Genomic DNA, 24,000 nt, shown 5'->3' with positions numbered 1-24,000 from the left:
CCAATAGTGCAAGGGCTCAGGTGAGTTTATAGTTGAGCTGTATCGTCTCTATTATTTTTTAAGGTGTTGTAACTGATACCAATTAAGTATCGTAGAGGTTGTTTTATATGCAAGCTTTGTAATTGGTTGTTTATGCATATATGTTGGAATGTTTGAGCTAGATCTCTTCGTACTTTCGAAAACGATGTCACACAATGACACATTTTGTTAGGCATCTAGATTCAACTTAAAGAACTGGTATGATTTTCCCTACGTCATTAACGAGTTACCTATATTAGCGAGCTACCCATAAATGAAACTACTTGTCGATACACATACGCACACCTACGCCAGTGGGCACGCCTATAGCACGCTTATCGAAAATGCCAAATCTGCCAAAGAACGTGGCTTAGCGATGTTTTGCACAACTGATCATTCAGAGTCTATGCCCGGAGCACCGCATTACTGGTTTTTCAGCAATCAGCGCGTGCTTCCTCGATTTATTGAAGGCGTCGCCATTATTCGCGGTGTAGAGTCAAACATTATGAACAGGGAGGGGGAAATCGATATCCCGCTCTCCGTCGATAAAAACCTAGATTGGGTCATTGCGAGTTTTCATGAAGCTGTTTTCAAGCCCATTGATAAGGCAGCGCACACGGAAGCGCTCATCAATATCATCGTATCGGGAAGGGTAGATGCCCTCGGGCATTTGGGTAACCCCAATTACGATTTTGATTTTGAAGCGGTTATTCAGTGTGCGGTAGAAAATAACGTAGCCATAGAAATCAACAATACGTCTTTAAAAGGAAACAGCCGTGCTGGCAGTGTGGAGCGATGCGCTGAAATTGCCAGTATTGCGAAGAAAAAAGGCGCATTTATCACAACCGGTTCGGATGCGCATTTTTGTTTGGATGTCGGGAATCTCGATTTAGCGGCAGACTTAATTGACCGTTCCGGAATTTCTGAAGAGAAAGTGATAACACGGTCTCCAGAGCAGTTTCTGCAATTTCTTGCGTTACGTGGAAGAAAAATAATTAACGATTATTCAATGTTTTACTAACTAAATACTCAGCTTTGTTCATAAAACTATCAAAAAGTGACTTTTTTCGCGCCAGTTAATTTATACTGAATATCTCTCTGTTAGTCGGTGGGGGTTGAGATGCTACCATTGAACATTGCTCGGACAATACAAGATCGTAAGTTATTTTGGCTCTTGAGTACGATATTGATCTTGGTGATATGCCTTGCGGTCATTTTTACGTTTCCCGAGGCTATCGTTACCACTGGTTTAGCACTTTTTTTAACCTTATTCGCCTTCCTTCAATTGGTTCATTTTCATGTCATTTCTACCAGCAAGAAGCTGGTGGAACTTGAAAAGCAACTAGCAGACTCTGAAAAAGAAAACGCCTCGCTACGCGAGCTAAACCAAGCTCTCAATGATCGAACTAACCGGTATCAAACTCTTCTGAATAGCATTCCAGATCTTGCGTGGATAAAAGATACTGAAGGCCGCTTTCTTGCCGTAAACGCGGAATTTCAACATGCATTTGGCGTTAATTATGAAGCCTTAATTGGTAAAACAGATTTTGATTTATCGCGTTATGAAGATGCGGTTCGATATCGCCAAGACGATGAAGAAGTTATGAAATCGCTTTCGCCTATTCGACAAGAGTTTCTTGCAACGTCGGTGGACGGCACGCGATCTTGGATCGAACTCATTATAGTTCCAGTAGTTAAGGAAGGGAACGTTGTTGGCACCGCGGGAACAGCTAGAGATATTAGCGAACGAAAACAAGCCGAAGAAAAGCTCGCCTTTCTCGCACACTACGACATGTTAACGCTCGTGAAAAACCGCTATTCGCTAGAAAACGATTTAGACGAACTTATCGCGTCTGGCTCGCGATTTATTGTCGCGTTTGTCGATTTGGACAACTTCAAAATTGTGAACGATTCGATTGGGCATGCCGCGGGAGATTCCGCTTTGAAAGCCGCCGCTAATCAGTTAACACAAGCTATTGGAGAGCGGGGAGAAGTTTATCGCCACAGTGGAGATGAATTTGTGGTGGTGGTGAAAGAAGACTTTGACCATGAAAAAACTCAAATGCTAGGTCGTCATTTGTTGGATCAGGTTGGTATGACATTTCAAGTAGACAACTATGAGTTCAATTTCTCCGCGTCTATAGGGCTGGCGGTTTACCCCGCGCACGGTGATACGTCTACAGAATTGCTGCGCAATGCAGACATAGCCATGTATCAAGCAAAAATATCAGGTAAGCGCCGAGCTCAGGTGTTCTCATCCCGTTTTGAGGGGATGACACTCAAACACTGGACGATGGAAAAACGACTACGCCGCGCGATTGACAACCAAGAGTTGTTTTTACGTTATCAGCCAATGATCGACAGTGATACGGGCGAAATAAAAGCAATGGAAGCGTTGATACGCTGGCAAGATCCTGAGAAAGGGGAAATTGGACCCGCGGATTTCATCCCTTTTGCCGAACAGTCTGGTTTGATTTCAGAAATTGGCTTGTATGTCATCAAGGTTGTTTTGAATCAATTGGTTGATTGGAAAGAAAAGGGCATCGACTGCAAGCCCATTTCCGTCAATGTTTCAGGCATTCAATTTTACCATCATAACCTGCTCTGTGAAGTGGAGTCCCTGCTCAAAGAAACGGGGGTTCCTGCAAACCTTTTGGAGCTCGAGCTAACTGAATCCATATTGATGAAAGACGAAGATCGTTTGATCAGTACTCTTCAAAAGTTTCGAGAATTGGGCTTAAGCCTAAGTGTGGACGACTTTGGAACGGGTTATTCAAACCTCGCTTACTTGTCGCATTATCCGATTAGTAAACTGAAAGTAGACCGCTCGTTTGTGACTCAAATACACATGCACAAAGACAAGCAAATCATCACTCGTACCATTATTGAATTGGCTAAAAACTTAGGAATGGATGTCATTGCGGAAGGGGTAGAAAACACCTCAGAGTTGGCTCAAGTGAGAGAGCTGGGTTGCAGCAACATTCAAGGGTTTTTATACGCCAAACCATTGCTTTTAGAAGAGATAGAAGAATTATTGCTCACAAATTACAAATTCTTACCATGATCAGTGTGATCGCTGTTGAGTAAGCTCTCTGCACCTTTGAAAGTTTTATAAATACAAGATACCCTGCCTGCCAATCGATAAGGAAGGGTTATGAACCACCGTTCTCCAATGAACAAAAGCATGCTATTTGCCTGCGCCCTAAGTTGGGTGCTGGTAACGCTTATGCCTGTTATCAATGCACATGGCAGTAATGCCGGTGTATGGGCGATGCTTTGTACGGTTAACGGCTTCGAACTGGTTCAAGTAGAAGAAGGACAAGAGGTTAAAACCCACAGTGGTAAGCCTTGTCCTTTTAGCCATTATTCCACCTTTCATCACAGCCATCTTCCAACTACACCGATCTTCCAACTTTTAAGTTTTGCTATTGAAAGCCAATACGTTTTTTTGGCTCTAAACGTGCGTTATCAATGGCAAATACCTCGCGCTCCACCCATTTCTATTTCCTGAACAAACACACTTAATACAAAAATAACAAGCACTCGTATGCCTGCGTTTTTGGTTCTTGCCATGCTTAGCTCAAGAAAAGCTTAGAACCTAATAAAAACACGGCGGAACGGAGTGTCTTTAGCTTTTATAAAGGAAATTATTATGTTGGGAAGCACTCAAACCGCTCAACCAAAGGACTTTGCACGTTCAAAGTACCTCTACTTTCTTACTTGGAGATGGCATTTTTACGCAGGGTTATTTGTCATCCCTTTTATGTTGATGCTGTCTTTGACTGGCATTGTCATGCTATTTGATGACGAATTAGAAAGCATTCGACACGGCGAGATTCTGGTCGTGGAACCAACTGATTCACGTATAGCTGTTTCTGAACAACTCGCTTTGGTTAAGCAAGAATATGACAACGCAACGGTGACTCAGTTCATTCCAGCGGCATCGGATACCGCGCCAAATCGTTTTAACGTGAGATTGGATAGCGGTTCCAATCGCCTTATTCTGGTCAACCCATACAATGGGGATATCTTGGGTGAGATTAACCGAGACGACAGCTGGTACGCTCTGGCTAACGAGATACACAGCACTTTGTTAGCTGGTGATGTGGGCAGCTATCTGATTGAAATCTCGGCTAGCCTATCCATCGTTCTTTTAGTCACCGGAATATACCTTTGGCTACCATCCGATAACGCTTCAAGAGCAGGGTTTTTGAAAATCCGTTCACAAAGTGGTGTACGGATTTTCATGCGAGATCTTCACGCCAATCTTGGCGGTGTGCTGTCTCTTGTTTTACTTTTCTTTTTGGTTTCTGGGCTCGCTTGGGCTGGCGTATGGGGTGGTAAGTTCGTACAACCTTGGAGCAGTTTCCCAGCACAAAAATGGGCAGATGTACCACTATCAGATAAAACACACGCAAGCCTAAACCATGGTGTTGAAGAAGAAGTGCCTTGGGGATTAGAGAAAACACCGTTACCAGAGTCTACAGGGCACGAGCATCATGGTGACCACGGAGGCCATCAAAATGATAATCCAGCTCAGTTTGCCTCGACAGTTTCGATTGATGAAGTCGTCGCAACCGCCAGTAAGTTCGGGCTGACAACGTACAAACTGAACTTACCGAAAAGCGAGACAGGGGTATTTACGCTAGGTGCCAATACCATGAGTGGAGACATTACCGACCCAACTCAAGATCGCACCACTCACATTGATCAGTACTCGGGTGCGATTCTGGCAGATGTCACCTGGGACGACTACAGCTGGATGGCAAAGTTCATGGCAGCGGGTATTGCTCTTCACACTGGTGAAGTTAGCATTATCAACAAGCTATTGAATGTGTTCTTCTGTATCGCTTTTATCGCGGTTTGTGTAACAGGCGTGATTATGTGGTGGAAACGCCGCCCTGCGGGTAAGAAAAAATTGGGTGCGCCACCGACATTTGAAAAAAGCGGAATTTGGAAGCTGGGCGCATTAACTATAGTGTTGGTCGGGTTCGCCTTTCCATTGGCTGGCGCAACGATCGTCACCGTACTGATTTTGGATGCATTACTTATGAAAGCCACACCAAAATTGCATAATTGGTTTGCGTAACGCATAGGTTATAAATCGCCTTAGCGAAGTAGCAAACCATACCAAATTGAGTGACCCATACACATATGGGTAGCTTAATCGACGAACTAAACGCTCGATGCACTTCATCGGGCGTTTTTCGGATTATCTAAAACGCTAGCTTGTATTTGCTCCAAAGCTCGTTTGGGATCCAGCTCGGAAGTTAACCGCAGAATCGCTTTTCTTATTGAAGCTAGGATCCTGCTCCATTCAAATCTCCGCCTTCGACTTACTGAATAATTTTCAGGTCATTCGAGTAATAAAAGTTTGTTCGTCATCCACAAAAGCTACAAACCCGCCATGATAGATAAAAACTCGACCACGCCCCTCAACTAAGCAGGCAAGCTGTGGGTTCAAATCTTCTTCGTTATCTGGGCTTTTAAATGTGCCAGTGTCGGTGATTACGCCGCTGAGTGTAGGCAAATATCCATAACTACGCTTGGCTTGGGCAATCAGGTTCAATTCGCTGGTGGTAGAGAAGTAAGAGGGGATCGCCTCCGCTTCTTCGATAAACATAGTTCTCAGTTCTTCAAAAGCTGTAATCACCAGCCAGTCGATACCGTTAACATGATGGATAAACATAGAGTTTCTCAGAAATTTTAATGCGGAGATTCTATCACTATCAGGGGCTAAACATAGTGGAAATTTAGTCGCTAGAGGCGGTTACTCTGTGACATTTTCGAACATTCGATAGGTCACCTGATTCACGTTATTTGTGATGATACGTATTGCTTATTTAAAGCTCCCTCGGGAGCTTTTTAGTTCCGCGACGTTGCCAATTCCTGCTTCACGAAATCAATAAAACTCGAGACTTTGGCAGACATATGTTTGCGGCTAGGGTAAATCAAATACATGTTAATTTGTACTTTGGGGTAATCACTGAACAATTCGACCAGTTCGCCTGTTTCTAGCTCATTGCCTAGGTTAAATGTAGGCATTCTAGTAATACCGAGCCCCTCTTTACACATGGCTAATTCAAGTTGTGGGCTGTTTGTTAGAAGTTTGCTCTTTACTCTGACTGACTTTTTGGTTCCGTCTTTCTCCCAATAGGTCCATTGAGAGGGATTTTTAATCAAGCTATAGCAGATCGCTTTGTGATCTTTTAATTCAGAAGGGTGGATAGGGGTGCCACAACGGGCTAAATAGGCCGGGGATGCAAAGGTGACGCTATCACTGGTCATCACTTTCTGGCTGATTAATGTTGAATCTTCAAGCTGGCTGGATGTACCTCTAATGGAAATATCAATGCCCTCTGCAATCATGTCGACTTTGTGATCACTTAAGTCGATATCCAAATCGACATTTGGGTATTGCTCTGAATACTTAGCCAAAACAGGCTTAATACGAGACAAGCCAAAGGTGACGGGGCAGCTAATTTTAAGCGTACCTCTTGGTGTCGCGTTTTTCCCACTCAGTGTTTCTCCCAATTCCTCCACATCTAAGATCAACTGCTGGCAGCGGTCGAAGTACAACTCTCCCTCTCAGGCGTTAAGCTTAGTGTTCAGGTAGTTCGGTGTAGCAGTCGGGCGCTGAGCCTTTCTTCTAGCTTGTTGATTTCTTTACTGATGTAAGACGTAGAATGCCCTGTGCTTTCCGCTGCTTTGGTGAAACTGCCTTTCGATACCACTTCGGCGAAAATAACCATGCCATCAAGTAATTGAGTGTCGGTAGCCATGATCTTCCTTAAATTATGCAATTAAGAGTTATATGGAAATAATGATTTTACAGCGACACTATTAATCTTCAAATAGAATCAATGTAAAGTGTCTATCAATCGATACAAAACAGAATCATAAAAAGCGGTAGATTGAATTAAGAGCCACGTCTGTCGTTTAACAAAATTAGGAAGGTATAAATATGAAAATTATAGCATTTGCAGCAACCAGTAGCCGTGAGTCTATCAACAAGCAGCTTGTGACTTATGCGTGTAGCCTAATTGATGGCGCTGACGTTGAGGTGTTGGACATCAACGATTATGAGATGCCTCTGTTTAGTACAGACAGAGAGAAAGAACTGGGGCAGCCGGCAGAAGCGAGAGCATTTTATGAAAAGCTGGGCAGTGCAGATGCTATTGTCATTTCATTCGCTGAACATAATGGCTCATACACCGCTGCATACAAAAACCTGTTCGATTGGACATCGCGCGTCGATATGAAGTTATTCCAGAATACACCTGTTGTCGTTTTGGCAACGTCACCTGGTCCGGGTGGTGCTAAAAATGTTCTCGCCACTGCCGTAGGTGCAATCCCTCATTTTGGTGGCTCTGTTATTGGTGATTTTTCACTACCAAGCTTTTTCGATAACTTCGACATGGATCAAGGCAAGGTAAAAGATGAAACTCTCAACACTGCCTTGGTTGAATTGATGGCAAAGGTGCAATCGAACTAGGAACGGGAGCTAGTCACTTGCAAGCTTTTCCACGATGTAATCGATGAATACGCGCAGCCTTACAGGCATGTATTTGGTTTGCGCGTATTGCATGGCAACGGCACCGTGGTAGTTACTTTTCAGCGTCCAGTCTGATAAGACCTCAACCACACTCCCATCTTTTAACGCCTCTTTCACCACAAAATCGTGGAAGATTCCTATCCCTAAGCCGCAGTTTACACCTGCCAATCGCATTTGGGAGTGGTTAACGGCGTAACGGCCAGATACGGCAACAGCAAAGAACTCATCGTCTTTTAAAAAATCCCATATGTGGTCGCTGTCTGTCTCTGCAAGATAAAGGCAATCATGATCAGCAAGGTCGGTTGGGTGATTAGGTGTGCCTTTTCTTGATAAATACTCAGGGCTCGCGCACAAGACCAGATTGGTTTTGCGTATCTCCTTTAGAACTTGGTTCTCATGAGGCTTATCGGTGAGACGAAACGCGATATCAATATTTTGATTCAAATCGATATCGCCATCGACCGCTCGCAGTTTCAACTGTATGTCAGGGTAGGCTTCAAGAAAAGGCAAAATGTGCGATTGCAAAACAGAGTTTAAATAGGCTTCTGGCGCAGCGACTGTAATGCTACCGGCTAATTCTGTGTGATCTGCTTCGGATATATCTATCGCTTGCTGTGCGGCGTTCACCATCACGACACTTTGCTCATACACTTTTTTACCCGCCTCTGTAATCACCAATGAGCGCGTAGTTCGTTCAAACAGTTTTACAGCCAGCGCTTGTTCTAGACGTGTTATCAGTTTACTCAATGCAGAAGGGGTCACATTCAGTTTCTTCGAAGCTGCGGTAAAGCTTCCTTCGTTTACGACTAAAATAAAAGCAGCGAGATCGGGCAGCAAAGCAATGAGTTTTTGATTAAGCATGTCGCGACGTTTTCCTTATTTGTGCCTGTGAGTCACTAATGGTTTTCCATTGTAAGGGATAATAGTCGCTAATGAGTTCAATTAAAATAAAAACCACTGTGCGCAGTACAACAATAACTATGAAGGAATGAGAACATGTCTTCTGCATTTTATCAGCAAATCCAAACCCAAATTGAAGAAGTAAAAAACGAAGGGTTGTATAAATCTGAAAGAATCATTACTTCTGCTCAAAAAGCAGCGGTTTCTATCTCGACTGGTGAAGAAGTACTTAACTTCTGTGCTAATAATTATCTTGGTCTTGCTAACCACCCAGATCTTATCGAAGCGGCGAAAGGCGGCATGGATGAGCACGGTTTTGGTATGGCTTCTGTTCGCTTTATCTGCGGAACGCAAAACTCTCATAAAGAACTAGAACAAAAACTATCAACGTTCCTAGGCAAAGAAGACACGATTCTTTACACCTCTTGTTTTGATGCCAATGCTGGGCTTTTTGAAACCATTCTTGGTAAAGAAGACGCGATCATTTCCGATGCATTGAACCACGCTTCCATTATCGACGGTGTTCGCCTATGTAAAGCGATGCGTTTCCGCTACGCAAACAACAACATGGATGAGCTAGAACAGCAGCTTATCGCAGCGAAAGAAGCAGGTGCTCGTCATACGCTTATTGTTACCGATGGCGTGTTCTCTATGGACGGCGTGGTAGCTAACCTACCAGCCATTTGTGACCTTGCAGATAAATATGAAGCGTTGGTGATGGTTGATGATTCTCACGCTGTAGGCTTCATGGGTGAAAATGGCGCGGGTACGCACGAATTCCATAATGTTGTTGATCGCATCGACATCATTACAGGCACCTTAGGTAAAGCGATGGGTGGTGCGTCAGGTGGTTACACATCGGGTAAGAAAGAAGTGATTGACTGGTTGCGCCAACGTTCTCGCCCGTACTTGTTCTCAAATTCTGTGGCGCCTGCCATCGTTTCTGCGTCTATCCGTGTTTTGGACCTTCTTGCTGAATCTGGCGACTTACGTACTCAACTTTGGGAAAACTCGGCGCATTTCCGTGCTCGTATGGAAGCTGCTGGTTTCACAATGGGCGGCGCAGATCATGCCATTATTCCTATCATGCTGGGTGATGCAAAGGTTGCTGCTGAATTTGCAGAGCGCGCATTAAAAAAAGGCATTTATGTTGTCGGTTTCTCATTCCCTGTAGTGCCAAAAGGGCAAGCACGTATTCGTACACAAATGTCGGCTGCGCATTCACGCGAACAGCTAGACAGAGCAATTGATGCCTTCATTGAAGTAGGCCGTGACATGGAGATCATCAAATAATGAAAATCAAAGCACTTTCCAAACTAAAAGCGGAAGAAGGCATCTGGATGACCGAGGTGGAGAAACCTCAAATCGGTCATAACGACATTCTTATCAAAATCAAAAAGACATCTATCTGTGGTACAGATGTTCACATTTACAACTGGGACGAGTGGTCGCAAAAAACGATTCCAGTGCCTATGGTTGTTGGCCATGAGTATGTGGGTGAAGTGGTCGAAATCGGCCAAGAAGTTCGTGGCTTTGAAATTGGTGATCGCGTTTCAGGTGAAGGTCACATTACTTGTGGTCACTGTCGTAACTGCCGTGGTGGTCGCACGCACTTGTGTCGTAACACAGAAGGTGTGGGTGTAAATCGTACGGGCAGTTTCTCGGAATACCTTGTATTGCCTGCGTTCAATGCCTTCAAAATCCCAGATGAAATTTCGGATGAATTAGCTTCAATCTTTGACCCGTTTGGTAACGCTGTACACACTGCACTATCGTTTGACTTAGTTGGTGAAGATGTACTGATTACCGGTGCGGGCCCTATCGGCATTATGGCAGCGGCAGTGGCAAAGCATGTAGGTGCTCGCCATGTGGTGATTACAGACGTGAACGAATATCGTCTCGACTTAGCTCGCAAAATGGGCGTGACACGAGCGGTAAACGTCGCGGAAGAAAAGCTTGAAGACGTGATGCAAGAACTAGGTATGACAGAAGGGTTTGATGTCGGGCTTGAAATGTCTGGTGTACAAGCTGCATTCAGCACAATGCTTCAAACAATGAACCACGGTGGTCGTATTGCACTTCTGGGCATTCCACCATCGAACATGGCTATCGATTGGAACCAGGTTATATTTAAAGGCTTGGTGATCAAAGGTATCTATGGTCGTGAAATGTTCGAAACATGGTACAAGATGGCAAGCTTGATCCAATCTGGATTAAACTTAACTCCGATTATCACTCATCAGTACAAAATCGATGATTTCCAGAAAGGGTTCGACATTATGCGATCGGGCATGTCTGGCAAAGTAATCCTTGATTGGGAATAAACGTTCTCACAGTTCCAAAAAAATGGCAGCTTCGGCTGCCATTTTTTATATCAATCTAGATATAATCCCTCATGAATATTGCTCTAAACATTAGGTAGTTACGTCTACTCTATTTAGGTAAGGGATTATGAGAATCAACATAGCGGGTAATGCCGGTTCAGGAAAAACGACACTCGCAAAAGCGTTAGGTGAGGCTTTGGACCTGCCCGTCGCTAGCTTAGACGGGGTAGTTTGGAAAGAAGGCTGGGTAACGGCTTCAAAAGAAGAAAGAACTCGTGGCGAACAAGGATTGATTGAACCTAAGAGCTGGATAATTGAAGGGGTATCTAAATCAGTTAGGAAAAATGCCGATTTTATAGTTTTTCTAGATATTCCACGCCATATTTGTTTACTTCGCTGTCTAAAAAGAAATCTTCCATATCTTTTCAAATCCCGACCAGAACTACCAGATAACTGCCCAGAGATTCTTATTCTACCGAGCTTGATCAAGCTTATATGGCTGTTTCCTACACGGGCTAGGAACGTGATTTTACAGTCTATTGATCAACAAAATGGTATCGTTATCGATGAGTTAATCAAGGTGGAGGAGCTCGTCGCGAAGATTATTCTTGAAGTTGCGGCTAAGAGAAATAAAACGAGTGGTTTCGAAACAAGCAGCTCTGAAACGCACCTAAGTTCCGAACAGACGTAATTATATGGATATTGAATACACACTAGGTCTCTTGTCTTTTGTCACCTCATTGGTGGCGGGTGTCATTGGTTTTGGGGGAGGGATGTTACTGATCGCCATATTGCCTACGTTTCTGCCACCCAGTCTGATCATCCCTATACATGGTATTACTCAGTTAGCGAGCAACTCTTCAAGAATGCTCTTTTCTTTAAAAGACGTACAGTGGGCATTACTTCCCAAATTTTTAATGGGATCACTGGTAGGCGTAGCGCTGTTTGGGTACTTATTATCGAATATATCGATGGAGTATGTTCCGGTTGGAATCGGGCTCTATATTCTCCTCAATCTTTGGAGCCAACGATTTTCGAAGTTTATTAGCCGATACGAAAGTTATTACCTGATTGGAATGGTCCAAACAGGGTTGGGTTTGATTGTTGGGGCAACAGGGCCTTTGTCTCTTTCCGTATTAACAAAAGAACTAAAATCAAAAGACCACATAATCGCCACCAGCTCCATGTTCATGACCATCAGCCATCTAGCCAAAATTCCGGTATTTATGGTGATAGGTACTTCTCTTTTCGGTTCTGTTCAACTTCTTATTTACATGGTGATAGGTTCGATTCTTGGCTCATTTGTGGGGACAAAGTTAAGAATGGCGGCGAAGAACGAAAAACTCATTATGTGGATTAAAATTTTGCTCACTGCCATGGCAATTAAGATGGTGGTTAGCGCATTACTGTCGCTTTCTAATTAATAAATTAATAAATTAATATAGTGTAACGTTCAGATAAAAAAAGAGAATAATATGGAAGTGTCGCTTAAGGAAATAGATCTTACATCCCGTCATATTTTGGAAAACCTCTTTCCTCTTTATATCTACGACATGTCTGAATACATGGGATGGAGCCCTAATCAAGAGGGGTTATTTGTTTACAATAATTCGAACTTTGATGTTTATTGGGATAGAGAAGATCACACACCGTATTTTATCTGTGTTGATGGTGACATTGCAGGGTTTGTGTTGATTCGAAAGTACCTAACAAATCTTAGCCTCTACGATATTGAACAGTTTTTCATCTTGCGAAAATACAAGAGAAAAGGCGTTGGGAAAGAGGCTATTGCACAAGTTTTGATTCACTACCCGGGTGAATGGCAGATAAGAGTGCTGCTTGAAAATTCAGGAGCATTGGCTTTCTGGGAGGCGGCAATTGCGAACGCGGTTGGGCGTAATTACACATTAGAAAAAGACATCGACGTAGATAAAGAAATGCATTTTATACGTTTTAACGTCCAAGATAGGTAACAAGTGGAAAATAGACGAATTCGGTTAGAACCCCCCACGGTCGAGATTGCACCCAAAATGCTTGAAGCAATCATCGAAAGTAAAGAAGAACTAGAGCAATACTTACCTTGGGTGCACAACGCATTAACTCTCGAACAAGCGACGAAAAGCGCACAAGAAGCGGTAGAAAAATACGAAAACTTTGTTGATGACATTCGATACAGCATTATTTGCAAGGAATCAGGAACACTGCTTGGTGCAATAGGATTGATCATCAGAGAGCAGTCTGTGCCTTTTTTTGAAATAGGGTATTGGTTGAGAACCTCTGCTGCGGGCAAAGGCATCATGACAGAAGCCGTTGCTCTACTTGAAAACTATGCTTTTGAAGAACTAGGTGCAAACCGCATTGAAATTAAAGCGGCAGAGTCAAACCAGCGCAGTTGGATGGTCGCAGTACGATGTGGCTACCAGCTTGAGGTCACAATGAAAAATACGCGAAGAATCAAAAACGGAAATTTGGACAACACCGTCATTTACGTAAAAACTTCTCTATAATTGGCAAGTATGCTGAAACAGGCTGGAATAAAAACGAGGGACTGAAAATGAAAACGGCTTTGATAACAGGTGGTTCAAAAGGCATCGGTTTAGAGATGGTACGGCGATTACTTGATCAAGGTTTTCAAGTGATAACTTGCTCAAGAAATAAAAGCGGTTGGGATGAGTCCATCCGTCAGTACCCAATTCTTGAAGCCGTCGATTACCATGTTACCGACATTTCAGATGAAGCAGCATTAAAAACGTTATTTGGACATGTTGCGCAGCGTTACGGCAAACTCGACATTGCTGTGAATAATGCATCGCCAGCGATAGGGTCTCTTGGGCAATTCCACACCGTCGATTCCGAAAAGTTAAAAGATACGCTTAATCATGATTTTTGGGCTCAAGCACTCTGTTTGCAAAGCGAGCTTAATTTGATGTCTGAAGGCGCGGCAATTGTGAATGTGAGCTCAATAAATGGGTTGAGACCAACGCCAAATGCGGCAATGTACAGCGCGGCAAAACATGCTATTGAGGGTTTAACGCGTTCTTTAGCGATTGAAAATATTGAGCGCGGAATACGCATCAATGCCGTCGCCCCTGGTGTCACTTGGACTCCTCGGTGGGAGGAAAGAGCGAAAACAGATCCCAATATCAGAGAGAGTGTATCTCAAGCTGTTCCCATGAAACGATTCGCCAAAACGGAAGAAGTCGCCGATGCGATAGAGTTTCTGCTCTCCGATAAGGCAAGTTATATTGTTGGGCACACACTCGTTGTCGATGGCGGTATTACGCTTAGTTAGTATATCCGAATCAATTCTGTGGTTAGATTTGTCTCTATCTGCAATTCCATTGTACAAAATGTCATTTTTCCAACATTGGTGGTATTCCACTATTGATGGAATTGACATCTATTTTTTCAATTTATAAGAATAGAATTGCTATAAGCAAAAAGGTTATGTGTACACCGAAGGATGTATGCGGTATTTGGTGCGTTGTCCTTAACTTTCAACGAAATTCTATAACTTACTGGAGTGAGTTAAATGAAAAAGATGATTGCACTAGGAATTTTTTTATCTTTACTTACAACAGGTTGTGCTTCGTCTTGGTGGGGGGTTAAATATGGCAAAGAAAAACCTCATATTAGTTTTGTACAGACACCCTCCGGAGAAGTGAAAGATCGATTGTACGTATGGAATCCAAACCATAACGCTGCCTATATTTTTGATGGTTCTAATGGAAAGATAGCTGCATGTCTTGCTTCTGCTGATGTGGCTAAATCAAGAGATTTTGAAGCGTCATTAAATCTAGATGTAGGAAAGATCCTTGATAAAATTGAAAGTGGGAAAGTTGATAGCACACTCAAATCAATTGAAAAATTGACGAAACTTAGTGAGAAGAAAGAAGCCGCTTCCTATCTTAATGTTGCAATGTTTCATATATGTATGCTGGCAGGTGCAGATAAAATATCTCAACAGCAGGCCGCGACACTAATGCAGAAAGCCATTGAGCATTCTGCGACACTTCTTAAAAAGTGATGATATCAGTCTCGTTGCCATCATAAAATTGTTTCAAAGCCGAGCCAAGTGCTCGGTTTTTAAATTCCACACAAAGTATGGGATCAAATCCCCATCAAATTCGTAGCAGCTGCTTAATAATGGAGAAAAACAAATATAAGGAAGTAAGCAATGTTGTTATTGATTTTAGGTATTTTCATATGGAGCGTAATCCATTACGTCCCGTCACTCACCCCGCAGGTAAAAGTAAACCTTATCGAGAAGGTCGGTCCCAACGGTTACAAAGGCATTTTTTCATTGGTGGTTATCGCTGGATTACTGATGATCATATTCGGCTGGCGTAGCACCGTACCGAATTACTTGTACGTCCTTGGTCCGGAATTTCGTGGGTTAACCATGTTACTCATGCTGGTGGGTTTTATTCTGTTTGGCGCAGCTCAAGGAAAAACTCGATTGAAGCAGTACATTCGTCACCCTCAACTGATGAGTGTGATCGTTTGGTCTGTGGCGCACTTACTTAGCAATGGAGAGCAGCGTTCTGTTATTTTGTTTGGTGGATTAGCACTTTGGGCAGTCATCCAAATCATGCTTATCAATCGACGAGAGGGCGAGTGGGTTAAGCCAGCTATTCCCCCTGTCTCGCAAGAAATAAAAACGCACGCAATCAGTTTGGTTCTCTACTTTATTACGGCTTTTTTCCTACACGTATACTTAACGGGTATCCCTCTTAAATAATGTGAAAAATCGTGTTGACGCTCTCTCAATACAGGAATACTATCCGCCTGTATTGGGGAGTAGTCTACTAAGAACTCTTAGTTTGTATGTCGTCATCCCGTTAAGCGTTCGCTTTTCCGGCATACAAAAGTATAAGCCCTTACCAGCTTTCACTCTGACGAGACCAACGCATTCATTTGCCAGAATTGCCTCACTATTTTCATTTGGTTGGGTATGTTTTGGTTGGTTTGCGAGGGTGCACGCCTATAAGCCGTCTCTTCGCAATTAACTGTGTTGTGGAATGAGGTGTTTAATGAGTCCTTTTGCTTATTTTGCATTTGGTGCGCTGACATTAATGTTGGTGTGCGTCGATATTTGGCAAACTCGTGGCGGTAATATTACCGTAAGAAAAGCCGCGATTTGGAGTGTTATTTGGGTTTTGGTTGCCTTGGCATTTGGCGTATCTATTCTGTATTTTTGGGAATGGTACGCACCGGGGAGCTCGTATACCTCAAGTAAAGCCGCTACCGCGTTTTTTACGGGATACCTGTTAGAGAAATCGCTTAGTGTCGATAACCTTTTCGTGTTTGCGATTATCTTTCACCAATATTTAGTGCCAGAAAGTTTGCGCCCGAGAGCACTGCTTTTAGGCGTTATAGGAGCACTCATCTTACGCGCTGTGATGATTGCGATTGGCGTACAATTGCTAGAACAGTTTCATTGGGTTTTGTACTTGTTTGCCGCTTTCCTTATTTGGACAGGCTATAAGCTAACGCAGCCCGAAGAGCAAGAAGCACTGAGCCCGCTGCCGGAAAGGATCATTCGTAAGTTTGCCAGAGTGACCGACGATTACAGAGGCAATGCGCTGTACATAAGAGATAACCTAGGGTTCATATTGACACCCATGGCGATCGTAATAGCAATGATCGCAATGATGGACGTGATGTTCGCTCTGGATTCGATTCCAGCCATATTTGCCGTAACGCGTGAGCCATTTCTAGTATTGGCTGCGAATGTGTTCGCTTTACTTGGGCTGCGTTCTCTCTATTTTGTTTTGCAAGGCATGATGGAGAAGTTCGTATACCTTAAACCGGCATTAGCCTTCATCATGATTTTTATCGGCATAAAGATGTTATTGGTCGAAACGGAGTGGGCGATTCCAACGCAAGTCTCACTTGGTGTGCTTGTCACGGTGATGGGAAGTGCAATCTTGGCATCGATTATAAAGTCTAGGAAACACTCGGTAGAAGTTTTAACAGATGAAGTTTGAACAGATAGGGTTTAAACCGATAAAGCTTAAACCGAGATATCTAACATAGAGCCAATCATGTCGTTGGAGCGAGAAACAACACTTGCTCCAACGCTGTTGTAGCTTTTGGCTTGATTGAGTTTGGCGGCAGCTTCGACGTAATCAGACTCGTCTCTGCTTTCATTGGTGATTTCTTCTTGTCTGGTGTCGCGCTCTTCTTCAGCGCTAGGTAGGCGGTTGAATGATTCTTGGTAGTCGGCTTCAGTTTCACGCGCGGCATCGGTTTCTTGAATTTCTTCTGTTCGCTCTGAAGCTCTAATTTCTTCGTCGGGTTGAACTTCTTGTATTCGCTCATCTTCTGCCATTTTTTCCGTGCGAGCTTTTTCAAGACGAGCTTCTTCATTGAGCTCCTCTGTTGCTTGCTTTGCCATGGTTCTCGACTGCTGGAGAATGACATGACCGGAATGTATCGATGAGACTGGCATTGATCGTTACCTCAGAATCTACTTAAAGGTTAAACTTTAGCCAGTAAAAGTTCAACTTTATGGGGTAATTACTCTTTAAAAAGGTGACAAATCGCCTCGATTTCTTCAGGAGTAAGCTCAATTTGAGTCCCGTTTTTGTCTAGCTTCCCTTCTATTTCCGTTTGTAAGTCTTTCAATTGAGCAGGAGTCAACTCCAGAACCTTACTCCTCAATTGTTCATACTGATGCTGTGGCATTTTTCTTCTTCCAACCTTAATGATAGTCAATGTCTCATTTGCACCGATAGCGAAACTTTGTGCGCTAAATACTAACGCAACCTACATTAAGAGCATCGAAATCTTCGTTTGTTCAATTTTTGTCAGAAAATGAGTAAATAATAAAAGATATGTGATCTTTACCCATAAATACATTTGTAGGAAGTGACAATGCAGAAAGGGGAAGGCCAATAGGAGAGGGAAAAGATCGTATTCGGATGAGCATCAGAGTACGAAATGAGGGCACAGCTATTGAGCGCTATTCGGAACTCTTACCGCAAATTTCGCCGCTAACGAATGAAGCTCAGGTAGCATTCGATAGATCAAATGAAGCTGTTGCAAGACCAATCGAGCCGAGCTTTCATCTTCATCTCGCCATTCACTTAACCGCTTTTCAATATCTGTCTCTTCGATCACGGACGTATCGCATTCTTCACATTGGTCATTCAGCTGTTTATGAAGGATCTCAAGGTGCTTGTGAATGGCTCTGTGCGAATCCAAAACAAGCTGGTGGATAGTCTCATCTTGTAAACGTGTTCGGTGGGCACCCAAAGCAGAAACATAGCTGAGCAATGCGTGATTCAAGGTAAGGAAGCGAAAGCTCTCGTCGACGGCAGACCGATATTTACCAGGTTCAACCAGCATATTGCTGATTGAAGAACTCAGGCTCGCATCTTTATTGTGAGCATCACGTCGCGAAATGCGGTATGCCAATGTGTCTTTTTTCCCAACTCTATACTGACCAATAATTTGAGCGAGATAGCTTTGGTTGGCGATAACCGATTCTGCCATCACTTTGTGCAATCGTTTCGAGTGCCAATCTGGCAAGATAAATGCGACAGCCAGTACCGCCAAAGCGCACCCGATCAACGTATCTGTTAAGCGAGGCAGCACAACGGCAAACCCTTCACCCAATTGGTTGAAACAAAACAGAACTAAGAGGGTAATAAAGGCGGTGGCAAAACCGTAATTATTAATACGAAAGGCAAAAAACAAAATACCGGAAAGGACGATAAAAACGAGCTGGCTCTCTAGGGAAGGGAAAAACGTGAGAAGCGGAACACCGACCAGCAAACCTGCAATTGTGCCGATAACTCGCGCCGTCAGTTTTTGCCTAGTTGCACTGTAGTTTGGCTGGCATACAAAAAGGGTGGTGAGTAAGATCCAATATCCTTTATCTATGTCGAAAGCTTGAATCAAACCATATCCAGCAGTTAAAGCAATCGACATTCTAACCGCGTGACGGAACAGAATGGAGCTAGGTGTCATGTTGCTTTTAATTCGTAACCACATCGCCTTTGGGGTATGTGCGGTGGTATCGTCTAGTACATCGTCCTCTGCGTTTTGCTTAACGTCGGGGTTGCTGACATTACTAAGTTGCTTTTCAACTGTAGATAGATTTCGAAATAGATAACTTAACTGACTCAGAGAGAGGGACCAATCTGTTCTTTTTTGTTCCTGCAAAAACACAATTGAATCGTTAAGTTCATTTAAGGCTTCAGCGTTTTTGTCGTCGTGATTGTATTGATTACCTAAGTGCAGAGATTTGGATATCTGTCGACAGGCGTTTGCTTGTGTTTGCAGCAGGTGCTTAAAGCGAAAGAGCACGTCGCTGTGTTTGAACTGCTCCGCAAGGTCTTGATAGCGGTAGTGAGTAGAACTGACTCGCTCATGAATGTCTTGCGCAAGGAAATAAATGTTGAGAAACCGGTCGCTTGGTCCGTCTATATGCCCACGCTTAGAACGAGACAGTAATGTTGCTTTGCACTGGTTCAGAGAGGTAACCGTTGCGGCGTTTAAGCTGGCTTCACGAATTCGGTGAGGTTGAGGTGCCAAATTGGTAACAGGGTGGAATAGCTCACTTTTGGCGTCCAAATAATTGGCCAGTTCTTCAAATACATTGCCTAAGCTCTGTTGCACGGGCTGCATTGGCCAAAATATTTGCCAAATCATGGAAATAAAGTAATACCAAGCCGAACCCGCTAAAAGCATCACTGGTTGAAACCATATATTGGGGCTCTCATGAGCACCTAGCATGGTATATATCGCGATCAATAGAGAGCCAAAGGCAATACTGGCGTAGCGGGGGCCTATCGCTCCAAGCATGATAAAGGCAAAGGTTGACGCGAATAATCCAATGGCGAAAAAAATGGGGAGATCAAACAGAAGCTCAATGGAAAACGCAGCGATGGCAAAACAGACAAAGGTGAGAATAAGCGCACGCATTCTTCCCCAAAAGCTGTCGTCGGTTTCTGCGAGAGCAGCGGCAATTATGCCTAAGATTAGCGGGACAATGGCCGTATTTTGTTCGTAAAACCAGCAAGGGATAACAACCCCAATAAGGGCAATAGTGATGCGAATGCTGTAATTAATGGTTTTATTAGACCAGTAGTGGCGAAAAATAGTCAATAGAGGCACAGTTTATAACTTCGTACTTTGTCAAAAGGAACGCGCGATAGTGTAACTGACGACAGTATCAAGGATATGACCTAGCACCAAGAAAAAGTGTGTATGGTGAATTAATAGCCGATGAGCTTAGACTTAGCGTTGTTCTACAACCCGGTGTGATTTAAGATTCCCCATAGACAAAATAATACCGAATCAGGGTTCACTCAATGCAACTAGCGGCATCACGATCTGCCAAGTTTTTAATTCAGACGGAATACAATGAAGTCAGTGTCGAAGACGACAAACTGGTTTTGAACTCCGCGCAAAGTGAAGAGCATATTCCCTTTTCGGTATGGGATGGCTCTATTACATTGAAGCGTGGTTTAGTCTGGGGCAGTTTAGTTTTTCATGCACATGAAAAAAACAGCACTCAACAAGCTTGGTTGGTGCAAGGTTTACCTTGGGCAGACTGCAATGCTTTTATTCAATATGCTCAGAAAGAATATTCTGACTGGCATTTTCACCAATGTCAGAGCCTAAACGAAAAACTGCCCGCATGGCGCGAAGCGCTTACCCTAATTAGAAATCAACCTTCTTACCTACAAACCTCCCAGCTTCAAAGCTGGACGGACAGCGTCGTTAACGACTTTTCTCTGTTGAATATGAGTTTAGAAGAAGCCGAGCAGCGAATGCCCAAAGCCATGGTCGAGGTATCAGACTGGTTAGGAAATGGGTTTGAGAATCAGAAATCACGAAATTTAGACTGGCTAGAGAAAGAGCGTGAATATTGGCAAGTCTTGTTTGCACAGTGCGAATCGAGCCCGCTCAACCTTTCTCAGCAACAAGCTGTTTTGATGAACAATGACCATAACCTAATACTGGCAGGAGCGGGAACGGGTAAAACAAGTGTCCTCACGGCGCGTGTATCTTATTTGCTTCAAAGCCATCAAGCTAAACCAGAAGAATTGCTAATGGTGGCGTTTGGGCGCGATGCGGCAGACGAAATGCGTCAGCGTTTAGAAAGCAAATTAGGCAGTGATGGGAATGCCATTACGGTAAAAACATTTCATCAATTAGGGTTAGAAATCATTCGTCATGTTGAAAATGAGTCGATAGAAATTACGCCATTGGCAACCAACGATAGCATGAAGCAAGCTTGGTGTGTTCAATGGCTAAAACAACATTGGGCAACGCAAAATCAATTTAAGCGCTGGCAAAAACATCTTTCTCAATGGCCGATTGCCTATTTAAAAGGGGATGAAGAGCTAGGATCCCAGTCCGAGAACCCTAAACTCATCGCGTGGTTACAAAAACAGCTAGAACAGTTGTGTGCAATGAACATCGGTAAAAAGCAAATACAGCAGCGTATTATCGATCATGAAGACTATTCTCGTTTAAACAGTGAATTGCAGCTTGTTTGGCCATGTTATCAAGCATGGGTTCAAATGCTGAAAGACAACACCCAGATCGATTTTCACACCATGATCACTAAGGCAACCAAATACGTTGCGAGCGGCAAGTATCGACCTCAGTGGCGCTATGTTATGGTCGATGAATATCAAGATATTTCACCGGCTCGGCTTGAGTTGTTGGAGGCGATTTGCCACCAACCAAAAACTAAGCAGCAGGCTTCTCTATATGCTGTAGGAGACGATTGGCAGGCTATATATCGGTTTGCTGGTGCTGATGTGAGCCTAACAACAGACTTCGATTCTCGATTCCCTGGTGCTTCTATCCATTACTTGGATACCACATACCGCTTTAACAATATGCTTGGGGAGGTCGCTAATAAGTTCATACAACAAAACCCATCTCAATTGCATAAAAATGTGACAAGCCACAAGATGGTGAAACAAAAGTCTATTACTTTGTTGCATATGTCTATACTTGAGAAATCCCTTCTGGAGCTAGACAGAAAACAGACCTCAAAAAAAGAGGTATTACTGCTAGGGCGTAACCATTACCACTGTCCAGAGCAACTAAAAGATTGGCAAAAATCTTGCTCTAACTTGGACATAAAGTTTATGACATGCCATGCAAGTAAAGGTCAGGAAGCGGATTTTGTCTTTATTTTGAGTGTTGATGAAGGTCAGTTCCCTGCAATGGAACGACAACACCATCTCGATAGTGCACTTATTCAAACCCAAGATACTTATGCCCATGCTGAGGAGCGTCGTTTGTTTTACGTTGCTTTGACTCGGGCAAAATCTAAAGCGTGGGTAATGTACGGCGCTCAACCTTCTGTATTTGTAGAAGAATTGAGAGAAGGAGGTTACCCCGTTATCAAAAAATAACTAGGCTAGGGTAACCATGAATATCGGGATTTTTATCTATGAATACGCAGAGCCCATCGACTTTACCGGTCCTTACGAAGTGTTTGCGACGGCTAATAAATTCGCAGCAAACTTCGACGCGCAGTTCCTCCCTTATCTGATCAGTGAATCCGGCGATACCATTACCGCAAGGCATGGCTATCAAGTGGTTCCACATCGCTCCATCCATAACCATCCAGAATTAGATGTATTGATCGTTTCAGGAGGCGTGTACTCCCATGAGATGAAAAACAGCAGAGTGATCCGTTGGCTTCAGGAGCAATCAACGAAAGTCAAAATAGTTTCCTCAGTGTGTAATGGGGTATTTTTACTTGCTCAAGCGAAATTGCTTACTGACAGGCGTGTAACGGTGCATAAACAGCATTTAGACGATCTCGCACAGCAATTTCCAGATGTGAAACTTGTTAAAGACGTTCGTTGGGTAGAGGATGGGGAAATCATTACTTCTGCGGGAATGACGGCGGGTATAGACATGAGTTTACAACTTGTGTCCCGGCTTTCAAAAATGGAGCTTGCCTTGAAAACCGCAGATCAGCTCGACTTTAATTGGAGAAGCAAACATGTCGTCGCCTACTGATTTTGAACATCACTCAATCAATTACATTGAATTTGCTGTGAACAATCTAAAAGAATCCAAGTTATTTTTTGAGAAAGCATTTCAGTGGGAGTTTACAGATTATGGGGAAGAGTACACAGCTTTTACGGCGAAGGGGTTAATGGGGGGATTCTTTCAATCGGATGTAGTGAGCGCAACAAACGACGGAGCGCCGCTTCTTGTTTTGTATAGTAATGATCTTGAAAGCTCATTCGACGTCGTTAAATCTCAAGGCGCCGAAATAACACGACCTATTTTTGAGTTCCCGGGCGGACGCCGATTTCAATTTAAGGAACCTAGCGGTAATGAATTAGCTATATGGGGTGAATAGCAAAAGATGCCCATATGATATGCATTAAATTTATTATCTATGAGACATTCGGCTGTGATTTACTAGTACGAACAATGCGCAAGCGCAGTTCGTCTTATAAAATCACAGCCTTTTCTTCATAGATTGTTCAAAAAGCACCGAGTGTAAGTTACTTTCGAAAGAAGAAGGGCGTTAAGTATCTCGAAAGGAATTGAGTATGAAAAAGTCAGCCCGACTACTATTAGCGATATCAACCTTATTCTCTTTACCCATTCTATTACTATCACCAGCGCATTCGGCGCACCATCACTACTTGTTAGATTCTAATGTTTCATCGGTAAACTTTGCGACCATCAAGAAGCAGTACATCGTAGAGCCTGCTAAATTCACTGAAATTGATGGAAGAATCGATGCGAGTGGCGAGTTCACTTTAGAGATCGAATTGGCATCTGTAGACACGATTGTTCCAATTCGTAATCAGAGGTTGAGTGAGCTTTTTTTCGATACGGGTAAATACCCTAAAGCGACATTGAAAGGTAAGGTTGATCTCGCGGAAGTATCAAGCCTTACTGAACCTACCATCAAGAATATTGATGCTACGTTAAATTTCTACGGAATGGATAAAAAAGTGACGTTGTCTCTTTTGGTGATTAACACGCCTCAATACATTGTCGTTAGCTCGGTCAAGCCTGTTATCGTTAGTGCATTAAGCTTTGGCGCACCAGAAGCCAACTTAAAAGCACTGTCTGAAACCGTAGGAGCGATTGCAATTTCACCTACTGTTTCTGTTAACGCCTCACTGGTATTTAAACGGAAATAGCATTTTTTCCAGATATCAGAAATGTCCTTATACCCATATATGGTCTCCT

24 protein-coding genes and 1 pseudogene are annotated in these 24,000 nt (G+C 43.3%); 19 read left to right on the top strand and 6 right to left on the bottom strand.

The window, feature by feature from the left end; all coding sequences use genetic code 11:
* The first annotated feature begins 292 nt into the window (after window positions 1-292).
* From CW749_RS19400 to CW749_RS19385, 4 genes are all read left to right on the top strand, one after another.
* Window positions 293-1,039: a phosphatase gene (locus CW749_RS19400; protein ID WP_101113931.1), complete on the top strand. Its 747-nt coding sequence runs from the start codon at window positions 293-295 to the stop codon at window positions 1,037-1,039.
* 99 nt (window positions 1,040-1,138) lie between these two features.
* The gene (locus tag CW749_RS19395; protein ID WP_101113930.1) at window positions 1,139-3,082 is read left to right on the top strand and encodes an EAL domain-containing protein; all 1,944 of its coding nucleotides are present in this window, start codon (window positions 1,139-1,141) and stop codon (window positions 3,080-3,082) included.
* Window positions 3,083-3,172: 90 nt separating this feature from the next.
* Window positions 3,173-3,529 (top strand): hypothetical protein, encoded by a 357-nt coding sequence (locus CW749_RS19390; protein WP_101113929.1) that lies wholly within the window; start codon window positions 3,173-3,175, stop codon window positions 3,527-3,529.
* A 141-nt stretch (window positions 3,530-3,670) separates the two neighbouring features.
* Entirely contained in the window at window positions 3,671-5,107 is a 1,437-nt protein-coding gene (locus CW749_RS19385; RefSeq protein WP_101113928.1) for a PepSY domain-containing protein, read from the top strand.
* A gap of 261 nt (window positions 5,108-5,368) precedes the next feature.
* Here CW749_RS19385 and CW749_RS19380 read toward each other — a convergent pair whose 3' ends face one another.
* Entirely contained in the window at window positions 5,369-5,707 is a 339-nt protein-coding gene (locus CW749_RS19380) for a cytosolic protein (RefSeq protein ID WP_101113927.1), read from the bottom strand.
* 176 nt (window positions 5,708-5,883) lie between these two features.
* Window positions 5,884-6,800, bottom strand: a pseudogene (locus CW749_RS19375) (LysR family transcriptional regulator).
* 182 nt (window positions 6,801-6,982) lie between these two features.
* Between CW749_RS19375 and CW749_RS19370 the strand changes: the two are divergent.
* The gene (locus CW749_RS19370) at window positions 6,983-7,513 is read left to right on the top strand and encodes an NAD(P)H-dependent oxidoreductase (RefSeq protein ID WP_101113926.1); all 531 of its coding nucleotides are present in this window, start codon (window positions 6,983-6,985) and stop codon (window positions 7,511-7,513) included.
* Window positions 7,514-7,522: 9 nt separating this feature from the next.
* Here the strand turns inward: CW749_RS19370 and CW749_RS19365 are convergent, their stop codons facing one another.
* Window positions 7,523-8,434 (bottom strand): LysR family transcriptional regulator, encoded by a 912-nt coding sequence (locus CW749_RS19365; RefSeq protein ID WP_101113925.1) that lies wholly within the window; start codon window positions 8,432-8,434, stop codon window positions 7,523-7,525.
* A 135-nt stretch (window positions 8,435-8,569) separates the two neighbouring features.
* Between CW749_RS19365 and CW749_RS19360 the strand changes: the two genes are divergently transcribed.
* The 10 genes from CW749_RS19360 (at window position 8,570) to CW749_RS19315 (ending at window position 16,787) form a co-directional block, all read left to right on the top strand.
* Window positions 8,570-9,766, top strand: coding sequence for a glycine C-acetyltransferase (locus CW749_RS19360; RefSeq protein ID WP_101113924.1), 1,197 nt, complete (start codon window positions 8,570-8,572; stop codon window positions 9,764-9,766).
* Window positions 9,766-10,797: an L-threonine 3-dehydrogenase gene (gene tdh / locus CW749_RS19355; RefSeq protein WP_101113923.1), complete on the top strand. Its 1,032-nt coding sequence runs from the start codon at window positions 9,766-9,768 to the stop codon at window positions 10,795-10,797. Before CW749_RS19360 ends, tdh begins: the two co-directional genes overlap by 1 nt.
* A 127-nt stretch (window positions 10,798-10,924) precedes the next feature.
* Window positions 10,925-11,488: a topology modulation protein gene (locus CW749_RS19350; RefSeq protein WP_101113922.1), complete on the top strand. Its 564-nt coding sequence runs from the start codon at window positions 10,925-10,927 to the stop codon at window positions 11,486-11,488.
* Between the two features lie 4 nt (window positions 11,489-11,492).
* On the top strand, window positions 11,493-12,221 hold the full coding sequence (locus CW749_RS19345; protein WP_101113921.1) for a sulfite exporter TauE/SafE family protein: 729 nt from the start codon (window positions 11,493-11,495) through the stop codon (window positions 12,219-12,221).
* Between the two features lie 51 nt (window positions 12,222-12,272).
* Complete coding sequence (locus CW749_RS19340) at window positions 12,273-12,770, top strand: GNAT family N-acetyltransferase (RefSeq protein ID WP_101113920.1); 498 nt, start codon at window positions 12,273-12,275, stop codon at window positions 12,768-12,770.
* Window positions 12,771-12,773: 3 nt separating this feature from the next.
* On the top strand, window positions 12,774-13,304 hold the full coding sequence (locus CW749_RS19335; RefSeq protein ID WP_101113919.1) for a GNAT family N-acetyltransferase: 531 nt from the start codon (window positions 12,774-12,776) through the stop codon (window positions 13,302-13,304).
* Between the two features lie 47 nt (window positions 13,305-13,351).
* Window positions 13,352-14,089 carry an SDR family oxidoreductase gene (locus tag CW749_RS19330; RefSeq protein WP_101113918.1) on the top strand — a complete coding sequence of 246 codons (738 nt, stop codon included), beginning with the start codon at window positions 13,352-13,354 and terminating at the stop codon, window positions 14,087-14,089.
* A gap of 240 nt (window positions 14,090-14,329) precedes the next feature.
* Complete coding sequence (locus CW749_RS19325; protein WP_101113917.1) at window positions 14,330-14,824, top strand: hypothetical protein; 495 nt, start codon at window positions 14,330-14,332, stop codon at window positions 14,822-14,824.
* 150 nt (window positions 14,825-14,974) lie between these two features.
* On the top strand, window positions 14,975-15,538 hold the full coding sequence (locus CW749_RS19320) for an NnrU family protein (protein ID WP_101113916.1): 564 nt from the start codon (window positions 14,975-14,977) through the stop codon (window positions 15,536-15,538).
* 292 nt (window positions 15,539-15,830) lie between these two features.
* On the top strand, window positions 15,831-16,787 hold the full coding sequence (locus CW749_RS19315; RefSeq protein WP_101113915.1) for a TerC/Alx family metal homeostasis membrane protein: 957 nt from the start codon (window positions 15,831-15,833) through the stop codon (window positions 16,785-16,787).
* Between the two features lie 26 nt (window positions 16,788-16,813).
* Here CW749_RS19315 and CW749_RS19310 read toward each other — a convergent pair whose 3' ends face one another.
* From CW749_RS19310 to yccS, 3 genes are all read right to left on the bottom strand, one after another.
* Complete coding sequence (locus tag CW749_RS19310) at window positions 16,814-17,251, bottom strand: hypothetical protein (protein WP_101113914.1); 438 nt, start codon at window positions 17,249-17,251, stop codon at window positions 16,814-16,816.
* Window positions 17,252-17,319: 68 nt separating this feature from the next.
* Window positions 17,320-17,487 carry a hypothetical protein gene (locus CW749_RS28250; RefSeq protein ID WP_180958450.1) on the bottom strand — a complete coding sequence of 56 codons (168 nt, stop codon included), beginning with the start codon at window positions 17,485-17,487 and terminating at the stop codon, window positions 17,320-17,322.
* 267 nt (window positions 17,488-17,754) lie between these two features.
* Complete coding sequence (gene yccS / locus CW749_RS19305; RefSeq protein WP_101113913.1) at window positions 17,755-19,923, bottom strand: YccS family putative transporter; 2,169 nt, start codon at window positions 19,921-19,923, stop codon at window positions 17,755-17,757.
* Window positions 19,924-20,120: 197 nt separating this feature from the next.
* Between yccS and helD the strand changes: the two genes are divergently transcribed.
* The 4 genes from helD (at window position 20,121) to CW749_RS19285 (ending at window position 23,951) form a co-directional block, all read left to right on the top strand.
* Window positions 20,121-22,187, top strand: coding sequence for a DNA helicase IV (gene helD, locus CW749_RS19300; protein WP_101113912.1), 2,067 nt, complete (start codon window positions 20,121-20,123; stop codon window positions 22,185-22,187).
* A 16-nt stretch (window positions 22,188-22,203) separates the two neighbouring features.
* The gene (locus CW749_RS19295) at window positions 22,204-22,803 is read left to right on the top strand and encodes a DJ-1/PfpI family protein (protein ID WP_101113911.1); all 600 of its coding nucleotides are present in this window, start codon (window positions 22,204-22,206) and stop codon (window positions 22,801-22,803) included.
* Entirely contained in the window at window positions 22,787-23,152 is a 366-nt protein-coding gene (locus CW749_RS19290; RefSeq protein WP_101113910.1) for a VOC family protein, read from the top strand. Before CW749_RS19295 ends, CW749_RS19290 begins: the two co-directional genes overlap by 17 nt.
* Before the next feature lie 196 nt (window positions 23,153-23,348).
* The gene (locus CW749_RS19285) at window positions 23,349-23,951 is read left to right on the top strand and encodes a YceI family protein (protein WP_101113909.1); all 603 of its coding nucleotides are present in this window, start codon (window positions 23,349-23,351) and stop codon (window positions 23,949-23,951) included.
* The last annotated feature ends 49 nt before the right edge of the window (window positions 23,952-24,000 follow it).

The sequence above is a fragment of the Vibrio sp. vnigr-6D03 genome (assembly GCF_002835515.1).
In the GTDB taxonomy this organism is placed as follows: Bacteria; Pseudomonadota; Gammaproteobacteria; order Enterobacterales; family Vibrionaceae; genus Vibrio; species Vibrio penaeicida.
Note: the sequence above shows the minus strand (reverse complement) of the source record. Positions and strands in the feature narration are given on the sequence as shown.